Origin of the sequence: Endozoicomonas sp. G2_1 (assembly GCF_017744155.1) — a bacterium.
Lineage (GTDB): Bacteria > Pseudomonadota > Gammaproteobacteria > Enterobacterales > Alteromonadaceae > JAGHQT01.
Window position 1 is genome coordinate 377,209 of the sequence record NZ_JAGHQT010000001.1, and the last position, 19,354, is coordinate 396,562.

Consider the following 19,354-nt stretch of genomic DNA (forward strand, 5'->3'; position numbering starts at 1 on the left):
AGAAATTAAAATGCGTTATATTGCTTAATCGCAAAACTTGTTTTTTTTTGTTTTACAACCTTTTCCTGATATTCAGCCTTAAGCTCGCATGCTTTATGATAAGGACTGTCATCGTGTTTTTGCAGCCAGACAAGTAAGTTATGAAACTGTTCTTTTACTTGATTATCTGATGTCGATTCCAATTCAAGCTGCACTTCTTGTAACAACACGAGTCTTTGCTCGATTAGCTGTTGGCAACCTTCAATATTCAAAGCTTCAACAAATTCAGCTATTTGTTCTGTTAAATCACGAATCCGTTGAAACTTTTTGATTAGCACGATTAGGCACCAACAGAAGCTGCATTACGAGCACTATCTCGATCTGATATTTTTGCAAAACCTTCTTCTTTGTCTTGCTGAGAAATATTCTTCCAAGCATCTCTCAAAGGTTTCAGCAAATCAATCACTTCATCTAACAAACTCGTTTCTAGTGATACACTGGCAGTCCCTAAACGCTCGATACAGTAACTATAGAGTGTATTAAAATTCTCTGATATTTGAGGTTCAGACTCCTTATCAAGAGAATCCTGTAAAGATCGCAGAATATTAATAGATTTAGTTAAGGAGTTTGCTTTCAGAGCTAAATCTTTGCGCTCTATAGCACCTTTGCTGATTGATATACTCTCTATCAAGCCGTCATAAAGCATAGATATAACAGTGTGCGGATCTGCAGCAGACAGGTTACTGTCTCTGTTAACCTTTTGGTAGGCTCTTAAATTGTTTCTCATGATTCATTACCTCGGATGCATTCGCACTAAACGAACTAATACCTTTAGTTGTTGCTGTTGTTATTAGACGAAGAACTTCGCAATGCATTAGTTACAAAATCTCTAGTTGAATTAAAACCTGCAACCGCGGAGTCTAAAGCAGTAAACTGAGCTATCAACCTTTGCTCAAAATCAGCTAAACGCACGGCAAATGCAGCTCGCTCTTCGCTAACGTCTTCAAGTTGCTCATTTAACGAACGCTGCCTCTGAGTTAAGACCCCATCTGAGTTAACATAAGTGTCAACAATTGCAGAAATTCGCGTTGCAACTCCATCATCAGAAGCAAAAAGTTTACCAACTTCTTCTAAATTGTCAGACAATGCATTAGAAAGGCGTTGAGAACCACTTGCAATATTCTGAGAACTGAACGAGGAAACTTGTAGTAGGCCATTATCATCTAACTCAATACCTAGGTTTTGTAAATTGCCTACACTGCTATTAGATACAGTATCTAGCAACACATCGGTAATTTGCTGTCGAATTTGTCGAATATTAGGATCAAATGCCAATCGTCCCTGCCTAGGCGCGGCCAATCCAGTCAGGCTTGTTGATAATGTATTGAAACTGTTGACAAATTCATCAACAAGTTCGCGAGCACTAGCAGTATCTTGTTCAATAGTAATTCTTGAATTTTCAGTCGTCGTCAATGCATTAGCAGTAATTGTGACATCTTCAATAATATTTTTGAATTCGTTGCTACTATTTGTGATGGTATTACCATCAACAGTAATAATTGCATCCTGCGCTGCAGTATTGACGGTGTTATTTGTCGATATAGCCGCTAATGAGGGATCAGATGTGGTAACTGACAAATTATTGGCACTACCGGTTTGAGTAGAGTTTAATATTAAAAAAGTGCCTGAATCAGCATTTATAATATTAGCTGTCACACCAAAATTACCCGACTCCGCATTAATTTTATCTCGTATTGCACTCAAATCATCAGCGGCGTCGATATCTACAGTAAAATTATTGGCGCCCGCAGTAAAAGTGAGAGTACCACTACCAAGCGTTGTAGCCGATGACGCAATAGCTGCCGACTTTAATTGAGTACCGGAAGCGAGCTGCTGAACATTAACGTCAAACTCACCATTACTAGCAAAACCATTAGTAGTAACGGAAATATTGTCGTTGCTAGTCGTAATTGTCTGCTGGTTAAACGCATTGTTGGCTGTGAGTTTGCCAAGCGTATCTTGGAATGATGACAATGCAGACCGAAAAGCGCCCACACCAGACAATTCAAGCTGAAGATTTTCCTGCCTAGCGTTCAACCTGAGTTCCGTTGGAACTCGTTCTGCGTTTAGAAGCCCTTCAACCAGAGTATTAAGGGGTAAACCCGAGCCTATACCTAAATTAGTAAATGACATGAAACCTCCGGTAACTTAAATACAACAACGTTAAAGCCTACTGTCTGGCAATAACATCAAGCTACGATAAAAATGTGCATGAGCAGGTCTAACAATAGTGAAAAGGCTCAATGATTTCTAACTAAACTTTATCATCAATTAATATGCCAGTTTTATCAACTATTTCTTCTTGTAAGCCCCTAATTCTCTCAGCAAGCTCCAAAATTTCCTCTGATGGAAACTGTTTTATTAGTTCATCACTTTCTGCATCGAAAACTCTTATCACTCTCTGTCCAGTGCTATCATCTTGAGTAAAGTTAACATTACGTATTTGAGGTTCAATAAAACTAGAGACAGTTTCGATTGCACTATTCAACAGCTCGGCTTGTTCCTCTTCACTGAGTTCTCGTTGACTATTATTTAACGACCTTGACTCTCCCAAGAAGTCAGGTTGTGACTCTGCCGAAAGTTCGAGCTCATCTGAAACAGTATCGGGTCTCAATTCGTTACTACCAGAGTTTCCGACTCTATCTGTCAAATCCGAAAAGATAGGCCTAATACCGTTAATATTCGATTCCATAATACTTCCTATTACTCAGTGGTTAAAACGTATTAGGGCTCTTACTTTGAAGAGCCCTAACCTTACACCAAAATAATTGGGCTTATTACAATAATGATAGCGCAATCTGAGGTTGTTGGTTAGCCTGAGCTAATAGCGAACTTGCAGCCTGTTGCAACACGTTGTTACGTGCTAGGTTAGCTGATTCTGCAGCGAAATCGGTATCTTCGATACGAGAGCGCGATGCTGATACGTTTTGAGCCGTGTTATCGTTACTACGAATAACTGAACTAAAACGGTTTTGGCTAGCACCTAGCTCAGCACGGGCACTATTCACTAGTCTTAAGGCACTATCAAGTGCTTCAATCGCTGTTTGAGCACCAGTAAAAGACGTTAAGCTACCAGCAGCCCCGATCGCACCACTTGAAAAGTTCTGTGTGATTGATATAGAAATAGTTTGGCCTGCGTTAGCGCCAATTTGGAAGTTTTCACTATAACCACCATTCAGTAACTGAACACCACCAAAGCTTGTTTGCTCAGCTATACGGTCAAGTTCGTTTTCTAACGCTGTGTATTCTTCGTTAAGTGCGATTCTATCCTGGTCAGAGTTAGAACCATTCGATGCTTGTACCGCTAGAGTACGAAGACGTTGAATAGTATTGGTATATTCGTCCAATGCGCCTTCAGCAGTTTGAGCTAAAGATATTGCATCGTTTGCGTTACGAGAACCTTGGTTTAAACCATTAATTTGTGAAGTTAAACGACTTGAAATTTGCAAACCAGCAGCATCGTCACGAGCACTGTTGATTCGACGACCAGATGATAAACGTTCGAAGCTTGTACCTAAATCATTAGTTGAACGAGCTAATTGACGTTGAGAGTTCAATGATTGAATATTACTATTTACTACTAAACCCATAATTTTTGCCTCCGGGAAAGCCCCTAAAAATTAGTTAATTTCCGAGGTTCAACCATTAAGCATGATCCCCTCTTGCAAACTTTATCGGTCAGGTAAAAATTTTCTTTAAGTTTTTTTTTAAAAAAATTAAAAAACTCGTAAGTTGATATATTTAAAAGTAAAAAAAGCCTCAACAACGAGGCTTTTGAAACAATCAGTAATAGACTATTACTATTATTGTAGCAACGATAGAGCAATCTGAGGTTGCTGGTTGGCTTGTGCTAATATCGAACTCGATGCCTGTTGTAATACGTTGTTACGAGCAAGATTTGCTGATTCCGCAGCAAAATCCGTATCTTGAATACGAGAACGAGAAGCTGATACATTTTGCGCAGTATTGTCATTACTACGAATAACAGAACTAAAACGGTTTTGTGCCGCACCTAACTGAGCTCTTGTACTGTTCACCAATCTCAAAGCACTATCTAAATTACTAATTGCAGTCTGAGCACCAGTAAAAGAGGTAACACTACCAGCAGCACCAATTGTTCCACTAGAAAAGTTCTGAGGTATTGATATTGAAATAGTTTGACCAGCGTTGGCCCCAACTTGAAAGTTTTCGCTGTAGGTACCATCGAGTAAATTAACACCACCAAACGATGCATCTCGAGCAATACGATCAAGTTCATTGTTCAATGCTTGGAACTCTTGATCTAGTGCAATTCTATCTTGATCAGAGTTCGAACCATTAGACGCTTGAACGGCAAGAGTACGCAAACGCTGAATCGCATTTGTAAACTCATCTAGCGCCCCTTCTGCCGTTTGTGCCAGAGAAATCGCATCGTTCGAGTTACGAGACGCTTGATTCAAACCATTGATTTGAGAAGTCAAACGCGCTGATATTTGCAAACCCGCTGCATCATCTCTCGCACTGTTGATTCGCTTACCCGACGATAAGCGCTCAAATGAAGTGCCTAAATCAAGTGTTGAGCCACTCAACTGACGCTGGGCGTTCAGTGAGGATATATTACTATTAACAACTAAACCCATTGTTATCATCTCCTAGTGTAGGTTGCGGTTCTCTCGCTGATAACAGGTTAATGGAACCACAGTTTATAAATTTGACACCAGTTAATAAAGCATAACCTATGCCAACTATTAAATTATTAGATAAAATTAAATAAACTTAAGTCTCTTACTTGTACAAATGTTTGTTGCGCGGCCTGCAATGCCGTTTGAGACTGCTGAAAGTCACTAACTGCCTTGGCAAAATCTAAATCTTCTATACTGGAACGCCCCTGTTCCAGCGTTAGGTTATTATCTTGATGAATATTTTGCTGACTACTAATCAATTGTCGGTTAACACCTGCTTCTGCTTGCCGTGCAACCAAATGATTAATTGCCGCGTCTATCTGATTAAGTATCACGGCATGGTCAACATTGTGTTGCTGTGGGTTTGCAGGGGTAGTACCGACTTCAATCCAAGCTAACGCAGAGCTAACAGCTTCAAAAACACTGACATTTTCATCTGGCTGCAACTCAATTTGGTCTCCCGGCAAAGGGTTGCCACTCAACTGAACTTCTAAACCATTAAAGGCAATGGTTTGCCCTGGAGAGTATGAATTGGTATTAAAAACAGTGTTTCCAGCGCCATCTGTCACGGTTAAATCAGTGGCTGAAGTAAAGTTAAAATTGTAATTAGGGGGATTAGCCGTTGTATTAAATGCGCCTCTGTCTTGAACGACAGCACGACTAACAGAAATACCTGAAGTATTAGTGAGATAATTTGCCGAAAAGTCACCAATAGGATTAGCAACATTTAAGAACGCCCTGTCACCAGGTTGATTGAGATCAACGTTAACATTGCTACCTATTGCTAGTTGTCGCACTCCATTGTCACCTTGGTAGGTAACTGAATTGTCTGGCTGGCGTTGAAATGGCTCGATATTGCTTTGAAAACCGGCAAAAACAAAGCCGCCAGTATCGTCTTTGTTATTTGCAATATCTAATAACTGCTCTAGAGAGTTCTCTGCAACAAGCCCTAAAGAGTTTAAATCATCATCAGAAAGTGCACCGTTATTCGCTTGAATAAAGGTTTGCTTCAAACTCTGCAATACATCTACTGCAGAAGAAAATGACGTCTCTTGCAAACTATTGCGATTTTCTGCAATCGTAATGTTTCGTTGATATTTTTCAATTTTCGCGATTTCATCTTTGAAACCCACTAAAGTACCAAAACCTACTGCATCGTCTTTAGCTGTTAAAACTCTCTTACCACTTGATAAAAAGGCACTTTGTTCATTGACATTAATTTGCTGTTGAGTGATCTGCTGGCTATTTTGAAAATAGAATTGTGCTGTTGAAATTCTCATCACTTATTCCTTAACTCACAGCCGATAATATAGTGTCAAAAAGCGTGTTAGCCGTTGACACGATACGCGAAGAAGCTTGGTAAGCTTGCTGAAATCGCAATAGGTTTGCCGCTTCTTCATCAAGATTAACCCCCGAGGTTTCTTGATTACGGTTAAATGCTTGAGTAAATAGTGCTTGTGCCGTCTCTGCACTTCTTTGCGCGGCACTAGCCTGACCACCTACGCGTGCAGTAGCCACGCCAATACTTTGACTAAAGCTCTCTTGGCCACCATTAATAATGCCTCGATCTTGCGTATCAGCGATAAAGTTGGCGTTTTGACCATTGGCAACACCAAAGGCATCACCTATGGTAAATTGCTCTGGGCCATTGGGGGCGAGCCCTGATGGCAATCCTTGAATCTCAATGGTAAAAGCGGCAGTTGCCGGTGCTGGTGGCAGCTGAACCTGCTGCGAAGGCGGTACATAGGCCACAGGAGCAGAAGTTGTTCCGGTATTATCGGTAATGGTGTAATTGAAGGTTCCAGAACCTGCTGGATTTTCCAGCACATCAATCCGAATAGGCGCTGCGTTACGAGCAGCAATTGGATCAGCAACAGACGTAATTTGAACCGCGCCGGAACTAACATTATTGGCTGAAGGAGTCACCTTCACCGCTGAGCTTGCCGCAATAGCGGCACCATCGGTTAATTCAACCTGAATAAGGGCGGCGGCATTTTCTGTTGGTCGAATAGTAAAACGATCACCACTCGCTGGAGCACCACTATTTTCAACAAATGAAAAGCCAAAAGCAGTGGCGTAGGTACCAGCACCAGCGGCTCCCAAGTTAGTGGTTGAGCCATCGGTTAAGTTAGTAAGTTGATAATTAGTACCATCGTAGCGAACTTCAAACTCACCCGTTGGCACCAATTGAACATCGGTAATTTCTGCGCTAGCTTGTAAGTTGCCAGTGTTGCTATTTTGCGCCAAAACTCGCGACGCTTGACTGGTGGTGTCATTGATATCACGGAAAAAATTTGCCCCTTGTACTTGGTTTAAATCCAAACCTTGTTGCTGGGCACTATTTAAGGTTTCCGACAACACTAGAGCAACGCGATTAATATCACTGCGTACCTGGGCCAAATCTTGATCTCTAAATTGAATTTTCGCCGCCAATGAACCACCAAGAGTCGCGCTATTCAGCGGAATACTGGTATCACCATTAGTAATAGCAATCCGAGTTTTCAGTGGATCTGGGTCACCCGGCAAGGTACTGACATTCAGGGGCGTGATACCCGCCACTAGCGTATTACCATCACCAATCAATACCGTCATAACCCCATTAGCATCGGTTACAGTATTAACATTGGTATATTCTGCGAGCTTGCTAATCAATCGATCACGCTCATCGAGTAAATCATTTGGTGCACCTGTTTGTGCCAAATCATTGCTGTTTAGAATACGCTCGTTAATACTGGCTATTTCATTTGAGATCCCTGAGATCTCAGAGGTTATTTGTTCAATCTCTGAATTTGTCGCTTGTTCAATACGATCAAAATTTTGACTCAAGTTATTGAAATTGGTGCTTAGCGTTTTTGCTTGGTTAAGCGCGATACTTCTCAAACCAGGATCCGACGGATTGTCAGCGATCGAATTGATCGATTGATAAAACTGTTCTAACGATGAGGTAATTGCGCCACCGGCAGAACTGAGAATACTGTTTAACTGAGTCAAGCTTTGATTGGCGGCATTAGCACCACCAAGATTAGATTGGTTAATGATTTGCTCGCGATATGAAAACTGATTATATAATCGCGTGATGTCGTTGACGTAAGTGCCTGTACCAACAAAATTACCACCCGTTTGAATGGCAATATTTGGGGTTTGCTCTGCGCGCTGACGGCTAAAGCCCTCTGTGTTAACATTGGCAATATTGTGACCAGTCGTAGCTAACTGTTGCTGGGCTGCTAATAGCCCACTAACGCCAGTTTGATACAAATTGATTGTCATTAGCCACTCCGCAAAAAGCCGTAGAGAATTTCTATTGGTTTAGTAGCTGGCTAACGCGTTTGAGGGTTCCAATGATCTTTTCAGCATACTGAGGATCCGTCGCATAACCGGCACCTTGTATACCTTGCAGAAAGTGTTCCACTTTTTCTTTATATCCACCAACACCTTGTGTGGCGGTCAGTGTAGCTTGATAACGTTCGTTACTAGACAAGAAATTGACGTAGTCATTAACGCTGTCAGCGATTGAATCATAAACTCTAAATGGCTCTCTTTTCTTGACCATAGCACCCTGTTCAAATTCAAGGGTTTCGGTTTTAGTTTGCTGACCATGCCATCTGCGATCAGCTTTAATATTAAATAGATTATTTGAGCTATCACCGTTGGCGGTCTTGATAACCTTCTGCCCCCAGCCCGTTTCCAGTGCCGCTTGGGCAATCACCACTTGAAATGGCACGCCTAGCTGACGTTCAACCTGTTTCGCTGGTTGTTCTAAAGCACTAACAAAGTCTTGCGGACTACTAAAGCCTTGTTGCTTAGTGTCATCAATCTGCTGGTTGGCCAACTCTTTAATTAACTTAAATGGCTCTGTGACCTGTGTTTGGCTGCTATTATCTTGTCCATTTCTGTTTTGTGTATTGGTGTTTAGCACGCTGCCTGTTTGTTCAACTGGAACGTCATTTTTTAAGATACTAGGATTACGACGATTGGTAAGCTCAGATAAATTACCAGCACTATCACCGCTGGTGCGTAAAACACTCTGGGGCGTGTAGTTTTTATCGCCGCCGCCAAGCTGACGAACAATCAAGTCAGATAAACCTAATGAGCCGTTACTGGAGAGCTCAACCGCAAGTTGTTGATCGTGCATATCGCGGTAGAACTTAGTGGTTTGTGAATTAAACGGACTGTCAGACTCGAGCACGTCTTGGGCACTGCGCATGCTTTTTAATAGCATTTGCATAAAAATCGCTTCGAACTGTTTAGCCGCTTTCTCAAGTGCTTGATCTTTTGACGCGCTGTCAGTCTTATTTGACTGCTGACGAATACTATTAAGGCTGTTTAGGTCAAAAAAGTTATTAACATCAGCACTGTTTGGGCCAAAACGATCATTCACTTGCTCACTCCTTAGATAACGATCAACTGACCGCGCAGCGCACCTGCTTGCTCAAGTGCTTCTAAGATTGCCATCACATCGCCAGGGCCTGCGCCTACTTCATTAATTGCACGTACTAAAGTGTCTAAAGTAACGCCTGGATCGAAGACAAACATTCTAGAGTCATCCTGTCTCACATCGATAATTGATTGTGAGGTAGTCACTGTTTCACCTTCGGAAAAGGCGTCTGGTTGTGACACATTGAGCGACTCATTTATGGTTACCGTAATACCGCCATGAGTAATTGCCGCAGGTAGTAATCTAACATCTGAGCCAATGACAATGGTCCCTGTGCGTGAGTTGACAATCACTTTAGCCGCCGGTGAATCCGGTTCAAACTCTAGGTTTTCTAAGGTTGCCAAAAAGCTGACGCGATCAGCTAAATCGCGCGGCGCTGTTACTTTGACAGAAGCAGCATCAACCGCTCGTGCCGAGCCGGGAATAAAATCATTAATTGCATCAGATAAGCGCTGTGCTGTGGTAAAATCCGCATTGCGCAAATTGAATGTAATGTAATCGCCAGTGGCAAAAGGTGAGCGCACTTCACGCTCAACTACGGCACCATTAGCGATACGGCCAACCGTTGGTGTATTAACGACAATTCTTGAACCATCTAAGCCTTCGGCGCCAAGACCACCGACGACTAAACTGCCTTGTGCCATCGCATAAGGTTGACCATCAACACCGAGTAATATGGTTTGCAATAAGGTGCCGCCGCGTAAACTGCCGGCACTACCAACAGAAGATACCGTAACGTCAATTGTTTGTCCCGGTTTCGCGAAAGCCGGTAATTCAGCGCTAACAGCTACTGCGGCAACATTTTTAATGTTTGGGTTTTGATTGGGTGGCAAAGCAATGCCATAGTTACTTAACATAGAGCGAAAGCTTTGGTTGGTAAAAGGTGTTGTTTCACCTGTGCCTGGTAAACCGACAACCAGACCATAACCAGTCAGTTGGTTAGTTCTAACCCCTTGAACGTCAGCTAAATCTTTAATGCGCTGGGCACTAGCGTTAGGTAAAGCACCTAGCGTCAGCATAATAACAACAAGTTTAACAAATAACGTTTTCATCATTTACGCCTTTTAGAGTGGCCACCAAGAGCCATTGATAAACCGTGATAACCAACCTTGATTTTGCACTTCGGCAAAGGCTCCAGTACCTGAATACTGAATGCGGGCGTTGGCGACTTTGTTTGACATTATGGTGTTGTCAGAAGAAATATCCTGCGGTCTGATAGTACCCGTTAAGCGAATATATTCATCGCCGGTATTGAGGGTCATCCACTTCTCACCGCGAATCATCAAATTGCCGTTGGGCAACACTCTCAACACGTTTACTGAAATATAACCGTTCAAGCTATTGCTCTGATCAGCTTCAGATTCGCCGGAAAAATCAGAGTTTTGAGTCAAACCAAACTGAATAGCATCGCCTTTGAAGTTAATCGACTGGCCACCAAAGCCTGTAATTGGGTTTAAGGTTACTGTGTTCTCTTTGGTAAGTTCATTATTCGCACTTTTTTGCGCTTGAGTTCGTTCACTTAAAACCACAGAAATAATGTCACCAACTCGGTGAGCTTTGGCATCAGAATAAATATTGTTGACGTAATTGGCCTGAAACAGTGAGCCAGTAGGTACAATATTTTCAGTTTGCTCTTCTGGCATAATGGGGGCAAACTCAGGATCATTGGGTAATACTTTAGTTTGCTCAGTACTGGCACACCCCGGCAACACAACTAAACTACCGACCAAGAGCAAACGAAAAATCATCTTAGACATAATGCAATCGCCTATAATTGCTGATTAATGTAGTTAAGCATTTGGTCAACGGCCGAAATTACCTTAGAGTTCATCTCGTAAACCCGCTGACTTTCAATCAAGTTCACTAATTCTTCAGTCGTGTTAACATTCGACGTTTCTAGCGCCCCTTGAACAATACTGCCAAAACCGTCAAGACCCGGTGTACCTTGTACAGGAGTACCGCTAACCGCTGTTTCTACATAGAGGTTTTGACCAACTGGCTCTAAACCAGTCGGATTAATAAAGTTAGAAGTAGTAATTTGCCCGATAACCGCGTTATTTGCCTGGCCTTGTAAACGCACCGATACCTCACCGTCTTGCGAGACAATAATTTCAAGCGCATCTGGTGGTACCGTTACTTGTGGCTGTAGTAAGAAGCCCGCCCCCGGTGTCACAACATTACCTTCTTCATCAAGAGTAAACTGGCCATTACGCGTGTATGCAGCGCTGCCATCAGGCAACAAAATTTCAAAAAAACCTTCACCTTGAACCATTAAATCAAGGTTGTTGTCTGTGGTCAGTAAATCACCTTGAGTATGAATTTTTTGCGTTGCTACTACTTTGGCACCGGCACCTAACATCAAACCAGACGGCAATTCGGTGTCTTGTGCTGAACGTCCACCCGGCTGATTGATGGTTTGATAAAGTAAATCTTCAAAAACCGCTCGACTCTTTTTATAACCAACGGTACTAGCGTTGGCTAAGTTATTAGAAATAACCGCGATATCTTTGGTTTGTGCATCTAAGCCGGTTTTACTGATCCATAATGCTGGGTTCATAACTTACCTCTTTCTCTATCTCTCTACGCTAATGCCTATATGCATCTACTAGAATGCACGCAACAACGAAGATGCACTTGAGTCCATCTCTTCAGCGGTTTTCATTAATTTCATTTGCATTTCAAACTGTCTCTGTAGCGCAATCATATCGGTCATTTCACCTACGGGATTAACATTACTCGACTCTAAGCTGCCGCTCATCACCGATACTGTGACATTGGCTTCTGCAACTTGACCATCCTTACGACGAAACAGGCCATCGCTGCCTTTTTCAATATCTTGCGCTGGTGGGTTGACCAATTTTAACCGCCCCACTTCTTCTTGAACGGTTCGAGGTGCCCCCTCAGGTTGAACAGTAATAGTGCCATCGGGGCTGATTTGGATATTGGCTACCGGCAACGGCAATTGAATGGGGCCGTTGTCACCAAGTAATAAATCACCACCAGGTGTTTCTAAATTACCGGTTTGGGTTAAACGCAACTCACCATTGCGGGTATAGGCTTCGCCGCCATCAGGTGTTTGCACAGCTAACCAGCCGTCACCAGCCACTGCGACATCTAAATCGCGCCCAGTAGTTAGTAATGCACCTGAGTCAAAATTTTGGCTAGCTCTTTCTGTCATTGAAAAGACTCTGGTCGGCAATCCTTCACCAAATGCCTGCATTGCTCTCGCTTGGGCTAAATCTGCCTTAAACCCAGTGGTTTTGGCGTTTGCAAGGTTGTTTGCCGTCACTGATAACGCATGCATATTTTGCTTAGCGCCTGACATTGCGATATATAGCATTCTGTCCATACAAGCCTCTAAAACAGCGGATAAAATAATCTCTTACACCTACAAAGCAATAAAAATGCCAAAAGGTAAAGCCACCATATTTATTATTAATGAGAAAATACAGAACAAGTTGCGATAGCTAAATCGCTAAACAGCCTGCGCTGAGAAAGGAGCAATAGGGAGAATGAAAAACGGGTTTCAGTTATAGAAAAAGCACATTACCTGTCGTTGAGTAATGTGCTTTTTAGGTTTCTCGACGCTCAATTTAATTATCGAATCTGTAGTATCGTTTGGTTGAGCTGGTTATCGACTTCTAATGAACGCGAGTTAGCCTGAAAGTTACGCTGCGCCGAAATTAAATCAATCAACTCCCCTGTGAGGTTAACGTTTGATTGTTCCACCGCAGACGAACGGATACTACCGAACGTTCCTGAAGATGCTTCACCCGCAAGTGCTTCACCCGAAGTTAAACTCTCACGCCATGTGGTGCCGCCAATTTGAGTTAAGCCTTGCGGGTTAGCAAAGTTTACTAGCGCAATTCGCGACAACGGCTGAGACGTACCATTACTAAATGTCGCTCGCACTAAACCGTCTTCACCAATATCAATACCGGTTAATCGACCTACCGCTAAACCGTCTTGTTCAAGAGATGTCACTTCGAAGTTAGAGGCAAATTGGGTTGGCTCGTTAGGGTTAGGACCACCAGTATCTAAGTTAAAATCAACAGTAATCGTTTGAGCTGGGTCTGCGCCATTACTCAAAATTGCTGTGCCTAGTGGTTCTGTCACGATAGTTGCCGGCGTTTGACCGGTAAAATCACCCGAACTATTAAAGGTCAAGCGAGCGGCAGTGGTATTGTTCGGCGCTGTGCCAATTGCCGTACCGCCTGTCACGTCTCGTAAAGTGCCGTCAACAGCCGTTGACACTAACCAGTTTGAATCGGTTGGTGATGCCGGGTTGGTTGCTTCTTTGATAAAGTAATAGGTCATTACGTGACTCTGACCCAACGAATCAAATACCGTTACTGAGGTAGAATGGTTATAGGTCAAAGGATCGGTTGGATCAAAGTTAGCTGGTGACGCTACGGCACCACCTGCTGGCGGTGTGTCACCTGCTGGCAAGTTCATCCGAATATCCACTTCTGAAGTTTGTGAAGGTGCACCTGATGCCGTTGGAATACGCACTGGTTGTGCAGTACTCAAACTCACTGAAGCCGACGAACCATCACCATTAACCGGGAAGCCTAATAACAAACTACCGGCAGAGTTTACAACAAAATTGTCTTCATTCAATTTAAATTGACCAGCACGTGTATAAGTAACTTCGCGGCTATCTAAATCAGGACGAGTGGCAAAAAAGCCATTACCGGTAATGGCTAAGTCAAGCGCGTTTTGGGTAAATTCAATACTACCTTGCTGAAATTGCTGAGCAACGTCGGCGGTTAACACACCATCACCCGCTTTCGTTCGGCTAGATGAGAGTAATGACGACGCAAATACGTCAACAAACTCTGCTCGAGACTCTTTAAAGCCCGCCGTATTTACGTTAGCAATATTGTTAGATGTTACATCCAAATCTCGTTGTGCGGCATTCAAACCACTTAGTGCTACATTAAATGTCATACTTCACCTCGTTAACTATCTGCTACTTCAACCACATCAGAAAGTGCAATTGAACTACCACCATTTAGATTCAATAAAACGCCACCACTGGCGCCGCGCAAAGTAACACTGTCTACTTTGCGATATGTTCTTGCTTCAAGCTCTGACGCCTGACCATCAACTAAGCCTGCTATTCTGAAGCGATAAGCCCCTTCAGGTGCTTGCTCACCGTCTGAGTTTTTACCATCCCAGACAAAACCAAATTCGCCAGCGTTAACATTACCAACCGGCACCGTTTGCACGATATTACCGGCTTGGTCTTCAACATAGATGAAGACATTAGTGGCCGGTTCGTCGGTAATTAATTTACCTTGAGCGGTACCACCTTCTGCTAAGCCAAAGGTATTGTCATTAACTTGGACACTGCGACCAACTAAACTCGAGGCTTGTAGTGCTTGGTTAGAAGTTTGACTATTGGCAAACTGAGTAAAGCTTCGGTTTAACTCTTCAACACCATTGGTGGTTGAAAACGCCGTCATTTGTGAAATGATTTCGTTGTTATCTGCCGGTTGAGTCGGATCTTGCTGAGCGAGCTCTGTCGTCAACAAACGGAAAAAATCCTGCTGAGTTAAGCGACCGTTATCTGGCGTTTCGGGCTGAGGCTCGTTCGCTCGGCGCAAATTGTCAATAACACTATTACTACTTATTTCCACAATAAAGTGCTCCTAAACCTAACGTTGGCCCATTTGTAATGTTCGGTTAACCATGTTTTTCGCCGACTCAGCCAACTGGACATTGGTTTGATATGAGCGCGATGCTGAAATCATATTGGTCATTTCTTCAATAACATTGACATTGGGTTTATAGATATAACCATTACTGTCCGCCATAGGATGATCTGGCGCATACTCAACATTCAACGGTTTATCACTCTCGACAATACCAAGTACTTGTACCCCTGCCGCAGCATCATTTTGACGAGCGGCAGCTTTTTGCATTTCGGCGGCAAAAACCGGATGCCTTGCGCGATACGTTTGGTCAATACTACTACTAACACTGTCTGCATTGGCAATGTTACTGGCGGTTGTATTAAGCCTTACCGACTGGGCGCTCATACCAGAGCCACTAATATCAAATACGTTAAATAGACTCATGATTATTGCCCTCCTCTAAGTGCTTTATTCAGACCTCTAAAACGACCTGACATAAAATTCACACTTGCTTGGTATTCCAATGAGTTTTCCATATACAAGTTTCGTTCCAACTGTACATCTACAGTATTACCATCACCTGTATCGGGTTGATTTGGTGTTCGGTAGGCGAGCCCATCGTTGAGTGACATGCTTGCGTTTAGGTGTTTGTCATGGGTTTTTGCCATACCCATTTGCTGTTTGCTTTGCGCTTGCGACAGCATTTGTTTGAAATCCATGCCCTGAGCTTTGTAGCCCGGAGTATCGGCATTGGCAATGTTACCGGCAATCACTTCTGCGCGTTTTGCCCGCAACACCATAGTGTGTGGATGTATACCTAATGCTTTATCAAAATTAATCGCCATCGACCTCTCCTACCAAAAGCGTTGCTCCAACATTTTTAGCTAGTCGAGATATCTGTTATCACGCACTAGATATAAGCATAAAAAAAGCACTGCTAATTGTTACTAGCAGTGCTTAATTCAAAAAATGTACCAAAATAAAGTCAAGAAACTGACATTAATTCAAAACACAAGATAATTTATTGTTTTTTATATATTATCCCTGGATTACAACGGACCATTTGATAGCTTTGATTTAACCCAGAAAGTGATTCTGACGCCCCTAATAACAGGTGACCACCTGGGTTGAGTACACCGTGAATTTGCGACAGAATCTGTGCTTTGATCTCTGGTGAAAAGTAAATAAGGACATTGCGACAAAAAACGATATCAAATCGGCCCAACAAGCTATAACTGTTCAGTAAGTTAAGCTGGCGAAATGAAACCATGCGCTTAACCTCATCTTTGACTCGATACATACCATTTTCTCCGGGCTGAAAAAACTGTTGCTTACGCTCGGCTGACAAACCTCGAGACAAGGCTAAACCATCATAATGGGCGTATTTACAATGCTCTAGCATAGTCGTTGATATATCAGTACCAATAACCTGTGCGCCACCCGGCAGCGCTCCTGGGTTTGCCTTTTGATATTCTAGTACCGACATTGCAATAGAATAAGGCTCTTGACCTGAAGAACTGGCCGCAGACCAGATTTTTACCGGACCTCGATGGTTCTTGAATTCAGGTAATAAGCGTTCTTTGAGCAGCTTAAACGGATAGTCGTCGCGAAACCAAAGGGTCTCATTTGTCGTCATCGCATCAATAACAGCGGCACGCAATTGCCGCTGACTTGGACTCAGTGTTTTTTGCACTAATTCAGCAAGCGATGCTAAGGCAAATTTTTCCATTAGCGGAGCCAAACGGCTTTTCACCAAATACTGCTTGTTCTCTCCCAGGACAATTCCGCATTGTTGCTCTAAAAAAGCGCGAAAATCTTGGTAGCTTTTATCATCGAGCTGCCTTGACGACACTATTTACTCTTCCTTTAACCGCGTTTGTTATTCTTCTAACTTCAACCACTTTTTAACAGCAGTGGCCAGCTCATCTGGGTGGAACTTAGGAATAAAGTCTTCCGCCCCAACCTTCTCGACCATTGCATTGTTAAAAACACCACTTAACGAGGTATGCAGAATAACTGGCATTTGCTTGGTGCGTTCATCATTTTTAAGCTCAGCGGTTAAGGTATAGCCGTCCATTTCTGGCATTTCGATGTCTGAAATTAATAAGGCAACTTTTTCCGTAATACTGTTTTGACAGCCGTTTGCAATTTCTTTCAATTGGTCTAATGCGTCTTGGCCGTTCTTTGCCAATACTAAATTCAGCCCCAAAGGTTCCAATGCGCGTTTAACCTGATTACGCGCCACCGTTGAGTCATCTGCGATCATAACAATCTTGTCACCCACTGACTCACCAACCGTTTCATCAACAACATCTTCACTTAAATCTGTAGAGACTGGGCTAATTTCATTGAGAATTTTCTCGACATCGAGGATCGACACCATTTCACCGTCGATGTCAGTTACCGCAGTCAAATAACTCGACTTACCGGCACCTTCTGGCGGTGGCATAATATCTTGCCAACTCAAGGTGGTGATTCGTTCAACGCCCGACACTAAAAAGCCCTGAACACTTCGGTTGTATTCAGCAATAATGATAAAACAATCTTCTGTTTGTCTGATTTCAGGGCCACCTGTCGCCTTACTCAAATCGATAATTGAGATGGTCTGGCCGCGAATATGAGCAACACCTTTGATGTAAGGGTCTTGTTTCGGCAAAGAAGTTAGTGGTGGGCACTGCAATACTTCTCGCACTTTAAAAACGTTTATACCAAAGCGCTGACGACCAACTAACTTAAATAGTAATAGTTCGAGTCTATTCTGCCCAACGAGTTGAGTGCGTTGGTTTACTGAGTCTAAAATACCCGCCATAGTAACCTCATTGCTAATCGTCACCCACAACCCTTGTAGGCACGCTTTTTGATTGTTATCGATAAAACACTAGTATGCGTCAAAAAACTATCGACATACTCGTTAATAATATCAGTTAATTATGCTGAATAAATAACTTAATCGCTACTTATTATTTTGAATAACTAGCGCCATAGATAAATATTATGAAAAGCACACTTTTTTCAACTTTTCTGTCATTAATTGTAGCATTCGCAACAGCAGCTGAAACAGAACAAGTTATAGACCATCAATATATCGAGCAACTGGCTGAAAAAACCATAGTGGACAATTTAACTGTGACATCTGGCGCCAATATACAAGTAAAAGTGATGCCACTCGACAAGCGCATTAAAATTCAACCGTGCCAACAGCCGCTCAGTGCCAGCTTGAGTACCAAAAAGCACAGCCGTAACCAATATGTGAAAATTCAGTGCCTTGACGAAAAACCGTGGCAACTGTTTGTCAGTGCTCGGGTTGAAACCATGGTACCCGTATTAGTCGCGACTACCAACATTGCCCGTGGTTCGACCCTAGATAACAGCAATATGAAAGTAGAAATGCGCCGTCAACACAGTGTTCGTGGTGAAGTGCTGGACTCAGCAGAAATAGTTGCTGGTGCTCGCAGTAATCGCAATATATCGAGCGGCCAAGCCATTCACAAAAAACTTATCTGTCTTGTCTGTAAAGGTGAAAGTGTTACTATAATTGCAAGTAACAATAGCTTTAGTATTAAAACGGCAGGCACCGCCTTATCAAACGGTAGTATTGGTGATGAAGTCAGGGTGAAAAACACCCGTTCAGGACGCGTTGTCTCGGCACGGGTAAACGCTATCAACCAAGTGATAATTAATTTATAATTTTGATAAAGTTTTTGCTAAATGTGCCGATAAAAAAACGAGACAATTTTTTTGGTTGCTAGTGGAAAAAATTATGGTTAGTAATATCAATAACTTGGGCAACAATACGCCGATAAAGCAACAAGCTGCTCAGCAAGCACAAGTTAAACAACAAAATACTCAGGCGAGCACACAAACAAGCCAAGCGCAGCAAGTGAGACAAGATTCAGTGTCACTTACACCACAAGCGCGGCAGCTAAACGAGTTACAGCGTCGTGCCAACGACAGCTCTGAAATTAATCAGAAGAAAGTTGATCAACTCAAAAAAGCAATTGAGTCAGGTGAGTATAAAGTAGATTCAGAAAAACTCGCGGCAAGTATCGCCCGCTTCGAGTTCGATTTAGTATAATTTGGAGTAAAAATGTCAAACCCTGTTATTGCTGAACAAGTCACTCAGCAAGTTAACTTTTTAGAGCAACTAGCAACCTTGCTTGAGCAGGAAAAAGACATTTTACAACAACAAAATCCAGAAGCCCTTATTGCCGTTACTGAGCAAAAGAACCAACTACTGCTCAGTATCGAGCAGCTAGATAAAGCCCTTAATAGCAATGCTGACTTTATTAACGAGCGCCAGCAAGGTCTTCATCAAGACGCATTAAACACATGCAAACAATTACTCGAACGCTGCAAAGAACAAAACCAGATCAATGGTGAAATCATCCAGCAGTCTCAACTCGCTGTTGAACGAATGAAAACCACTTTGCTGGAAAATCACAATCGCTCAGCGATGACCTACGATAGTAAAGGGAAAAAGAGTGCAGGCCTTAGTAGCTTGGGGTTAAAAGCCTAAGTTTAATTGTGATTGTCATCTTTACTCAAATACAAAAAACGCCAACCTTAGGTTGGCGTTTTTG

22 protein-coding genes are annotated in these 19,354 nt (G+C 42.6%); 3 read left to right on the forward strand and 19 right to left on the reverse strand.

All coding sequences use genetic code 11. From position 1 onward, the window contains the following. Positions 1–5: 5 nt before the first annotated feature. The 19 genes from J7384_RS01675 to J7384_RS01765 form a co-directional block, all read right to left on the reverse strand. A complete protein-coding gene (locus tag J7384_RS01675; RefSeq protein ID WP_209110586.1) occupies positions 6–317 on the reverse strand; it encodes a hypothetical protein in 312 nt (103 codons plus the stop codon). Between the two features lie 2 nt (positions 318–319). Then, a complete protein-coding gene (fliS, locus tag J7384_RS01680; protein WP_209110588.1) occupies positions 320–766 on the reverse strand; it encodes a flagellar export chaperone FliS in 447 nt (148 codons plus the stop codon). A gap of 44 nt (positions 767–810) precedes the next feature. Further along, positions 811–2,172, reverse strand: a complete 1,362-nt coding sequence (gene fliD / locus J7384_RS01685) for a flagellar filament capping protein FliD (protein ID WP_209110595.1) — start codon at positions 2,170–2,172, stop codon at positions 811–813. A gap of 121 nt (positions 2,173–2,293) precedes the next feature. Continuing rightward, positions 2,294–2,731 (reverse strand): flagellar protein FlaG, encoded by a 438-nt coding sequence (locus J7384_RS01690; RefSeq protein ID WP_209110596.1) that lies wholly within the window; start codon positions 2,729–2,731, stop codon positions 2,294–2,296. An 85-nt stretch (positions 2,732–2,816) separates the two neighbouring features. Beyond that, positions 2,817–3,629: a flagellin gene (locus J7384_RS01695; RefSeq protein ID WP_209110598.1), complete on the reverse strand. Its 813-nt coding sequence runs from the start codon at positions 3,627–3,629 to the stop codon at positions 2,817–2,819. A 213-nt stretch (positions 3,630–3,842) separates the two neighbouring features. Continuing rightward, positions 3,843–4,658: a flagellin gene (locus J7384_RS01700; protein ID WP_209110600.1), complete on the reverse strand. Its 816-nt coding sequence runs from the start codon at positions 4,656–4,658 to the stop codon at positions 3,843–3,845. A 116-nt stretch (positions 4,659–4,774) separates the two neighbouring features. Continuing rightward, positions 4,775–5,980, reverse strand: a complete 1,206-nt coding sequence (gene flgL / locus J7384_RS01705; protein ID WP_209110602.1) for a flagellar hook-associated protein FlgL — start codon at positions 5,978–5,980, stop codon at positions 4,775–4,777. Between the two features lie 10 nt (positions 5,981–5,990). Further along, positions 5,991–7,967 (reverse strand): flagellar hook-associated protein FlgK, encoded by a 1,977-nt coding sequence (gene flgK, locus J7384_RS01710; RefSeq protein ID WP_209110603.1) that lies wholly within the window; start codon positions 7,965–7,967, stop codon positions 5,991–5,993. 31 nt (positions 7,968–7,998) lie between these two features. Then, positions 7,999–9,078, reverse strand: coding sequence for a flagellar assembly peptidoglycan hydrolase FlgJ (gene flgJ / locus J7384_RS01715; RefSeq protein WP_209110605.1), 1,080 nt, complete (start codon positions 9,076–9,078; stop codon positions 7,999–8,001). Between the two features lie 11 nt (positions 9,079–9,089). Further along, the gene (locus J7384_RS01720) at positions 9,090–10,187 is read right to left on the reverse strand and encodes a flagellar basal body P-ring protein FlgI (protein WP_209111280.1); all 1,098 of its coding nucleotides are present in this window, start codon (positions 10,185–10,187) and stop codon (positions 9,090–9,092) included. Positions 10,188–10,199: 12 nt separating this feature from the next. Further along, on the reverse strand, positions 10,200–10,892 hold the full coding sequence (gene flgH, locus J7384_RS01725) for a flagellar basal body L-ring protein FlgH (RefSeq protein WP_247741565.1): 693 nt from the start codon (positions 10,890–10,892) through the stop codon (positions 10,200–10,202). Between the two features lie 11 nt (positions 10,893–10,903). After that, positions 10,904–11,692, reverse strand: a complete 789-nt coding sequence (gene flgG / locus J7384_RS01730) for a flagellar basal-body rod protein FlgG (protein WP_209110606.1) — start codon at positions 11,690–11,692, stop codon at positions 10,904–10,906. Positions 11,693–11,740: 48 nt separating this feature from the next. Further along, the gene (gene flgF / locus J7384_RS01735; RefSeq protein WP_209110608.1) at positions 11,741–12,484 is read right to left on the reverse strand and encodes a flagellar basal-body rod protein FlgF; all 744 of its coding nucleotides are present in this window, start codon (positions 12,482–12,484) and stop codon (positions 11,741–11,743) included. A 248-nt stretch (positions 12,485–12,732) separates the two neighbouring features. Continuing rightward, a complete protein-coding gene (gene flgE, locus J7384_RS01740) occupies positions 12,733–14,085 on the reverse strand; it encodes a flagellar hook protein FlgE (RefSeq protein ID WP_209110615.1) in 1,353 nt (450 codons plus the stop codon). Between the two features lie 11 nt (positions 14,086–14,096). After that, positions 14,097–14,777, reverse strand: a complete 681-nt coding sequence (locus J7384_RS01745) for a flagellar hook assembly protein FlgD (protein WP_209110616.1) — start codon at positions 14,775–14,777, stop codon at positions 14,097–14,099. A gap of 18 nt (positions 14,778–14,795) precedes the next feature. Further along, a complete protein-coding gene (gene flgC, locus J7384_RS01750) occupies positions 14,796–15,218 on the reverse strand; it encodes a flagellar basal body rod protein FlgC (RefSeq protein WP_209110623.1) in 423 nt (140 codons plus the stop codon). Between the two features lie 2 nt (positions 15,219–15,220). Then, positions 15,221–15,619 (reverse strand): flagellar basal body rod protein FlgB, encoded by a 399-nt coding sequence (gene flgB / locus J7384_RS01755; protein WP_209110625.1) that lies wholly within the window; start codon positions 15,617–15,619, stop codon positions 15,221–15,223. 176 nt (positions 15,620–15,795) lie between these two features. After that, the gene (locus J7384_RS01760; RefSeq protein ID WP_209110627.1) at positions 15,796–16,626 is read right to left on the reverse strand and encodes a protein-glutamate O-methyltransferase CheR; all 831 of its coding nucleotides are present in this window, start codon (positions 16,624–16,626) and stop codon (positions 15,796–15,798) included. Positions 16,627–16,653: 27 nt separating this feature from the next. Continuing rightward, positions 16,654–17,607: a chemotaxis protein gene (locus J7384_RS01765; protein ID WP_348523832.1), complete on the reverse strand. Its 954-nt coding sequence runs from the start codon at positions 17,605–17,607 to the stop codon at positions 16,654–16,656. A gap of 161 nt (positions 17,608–17,768) precedes the next feature. Between J7384_RS01765 and flgA the strand changes: the two genes are divergently transcribed. From flgA to J7384_RS01780, 3 genes are all read left to right on the forward strand, one after another. Further along, positions 17,769–18,461 carry a flagellar basal body P-ring formation chaperone FlgA gene (flgA, locus tag J7384_RS01770; RefSeq protein ID WP_209110629.1) on the forward strand — a complete coding sequence of 231 codons (693 nt, stop codon included), beginning with the start codon at positions 17,769–17,771 and terminating at the stop codon, positions 18,459–18,461. A 73-nt stretch (positions 18,462–18,534) separates the two neighbouring features. Next, positions 18,535–18,849 carry a flagellar biosynthesis anti-sigma factor FlgM gene (gene flgM, locus J7384_RS01775; protein ID WP_209110636.1) on the forward strand — a complete coding sequence of 105 codons (315 nt, stop codon included), beginning with the start codon at positions 18,535–18,537 and terminating at the stop codon, positions 18,847–18,849. Between the two features lie 12 nt (positions 18,850–18,861). Then, positions 18,862–19,290, forward strand: a complete 429-nt coding sequence (locus J7384_RS01780) for a flagellar protein FlgN (RefSeq protein WP_209110638.1) — start codon at positions 18,862–18,864, stop codon at positions 19,288–19,290. Positions 19,291–19,354: the final 64 nt, after the last annotated feature.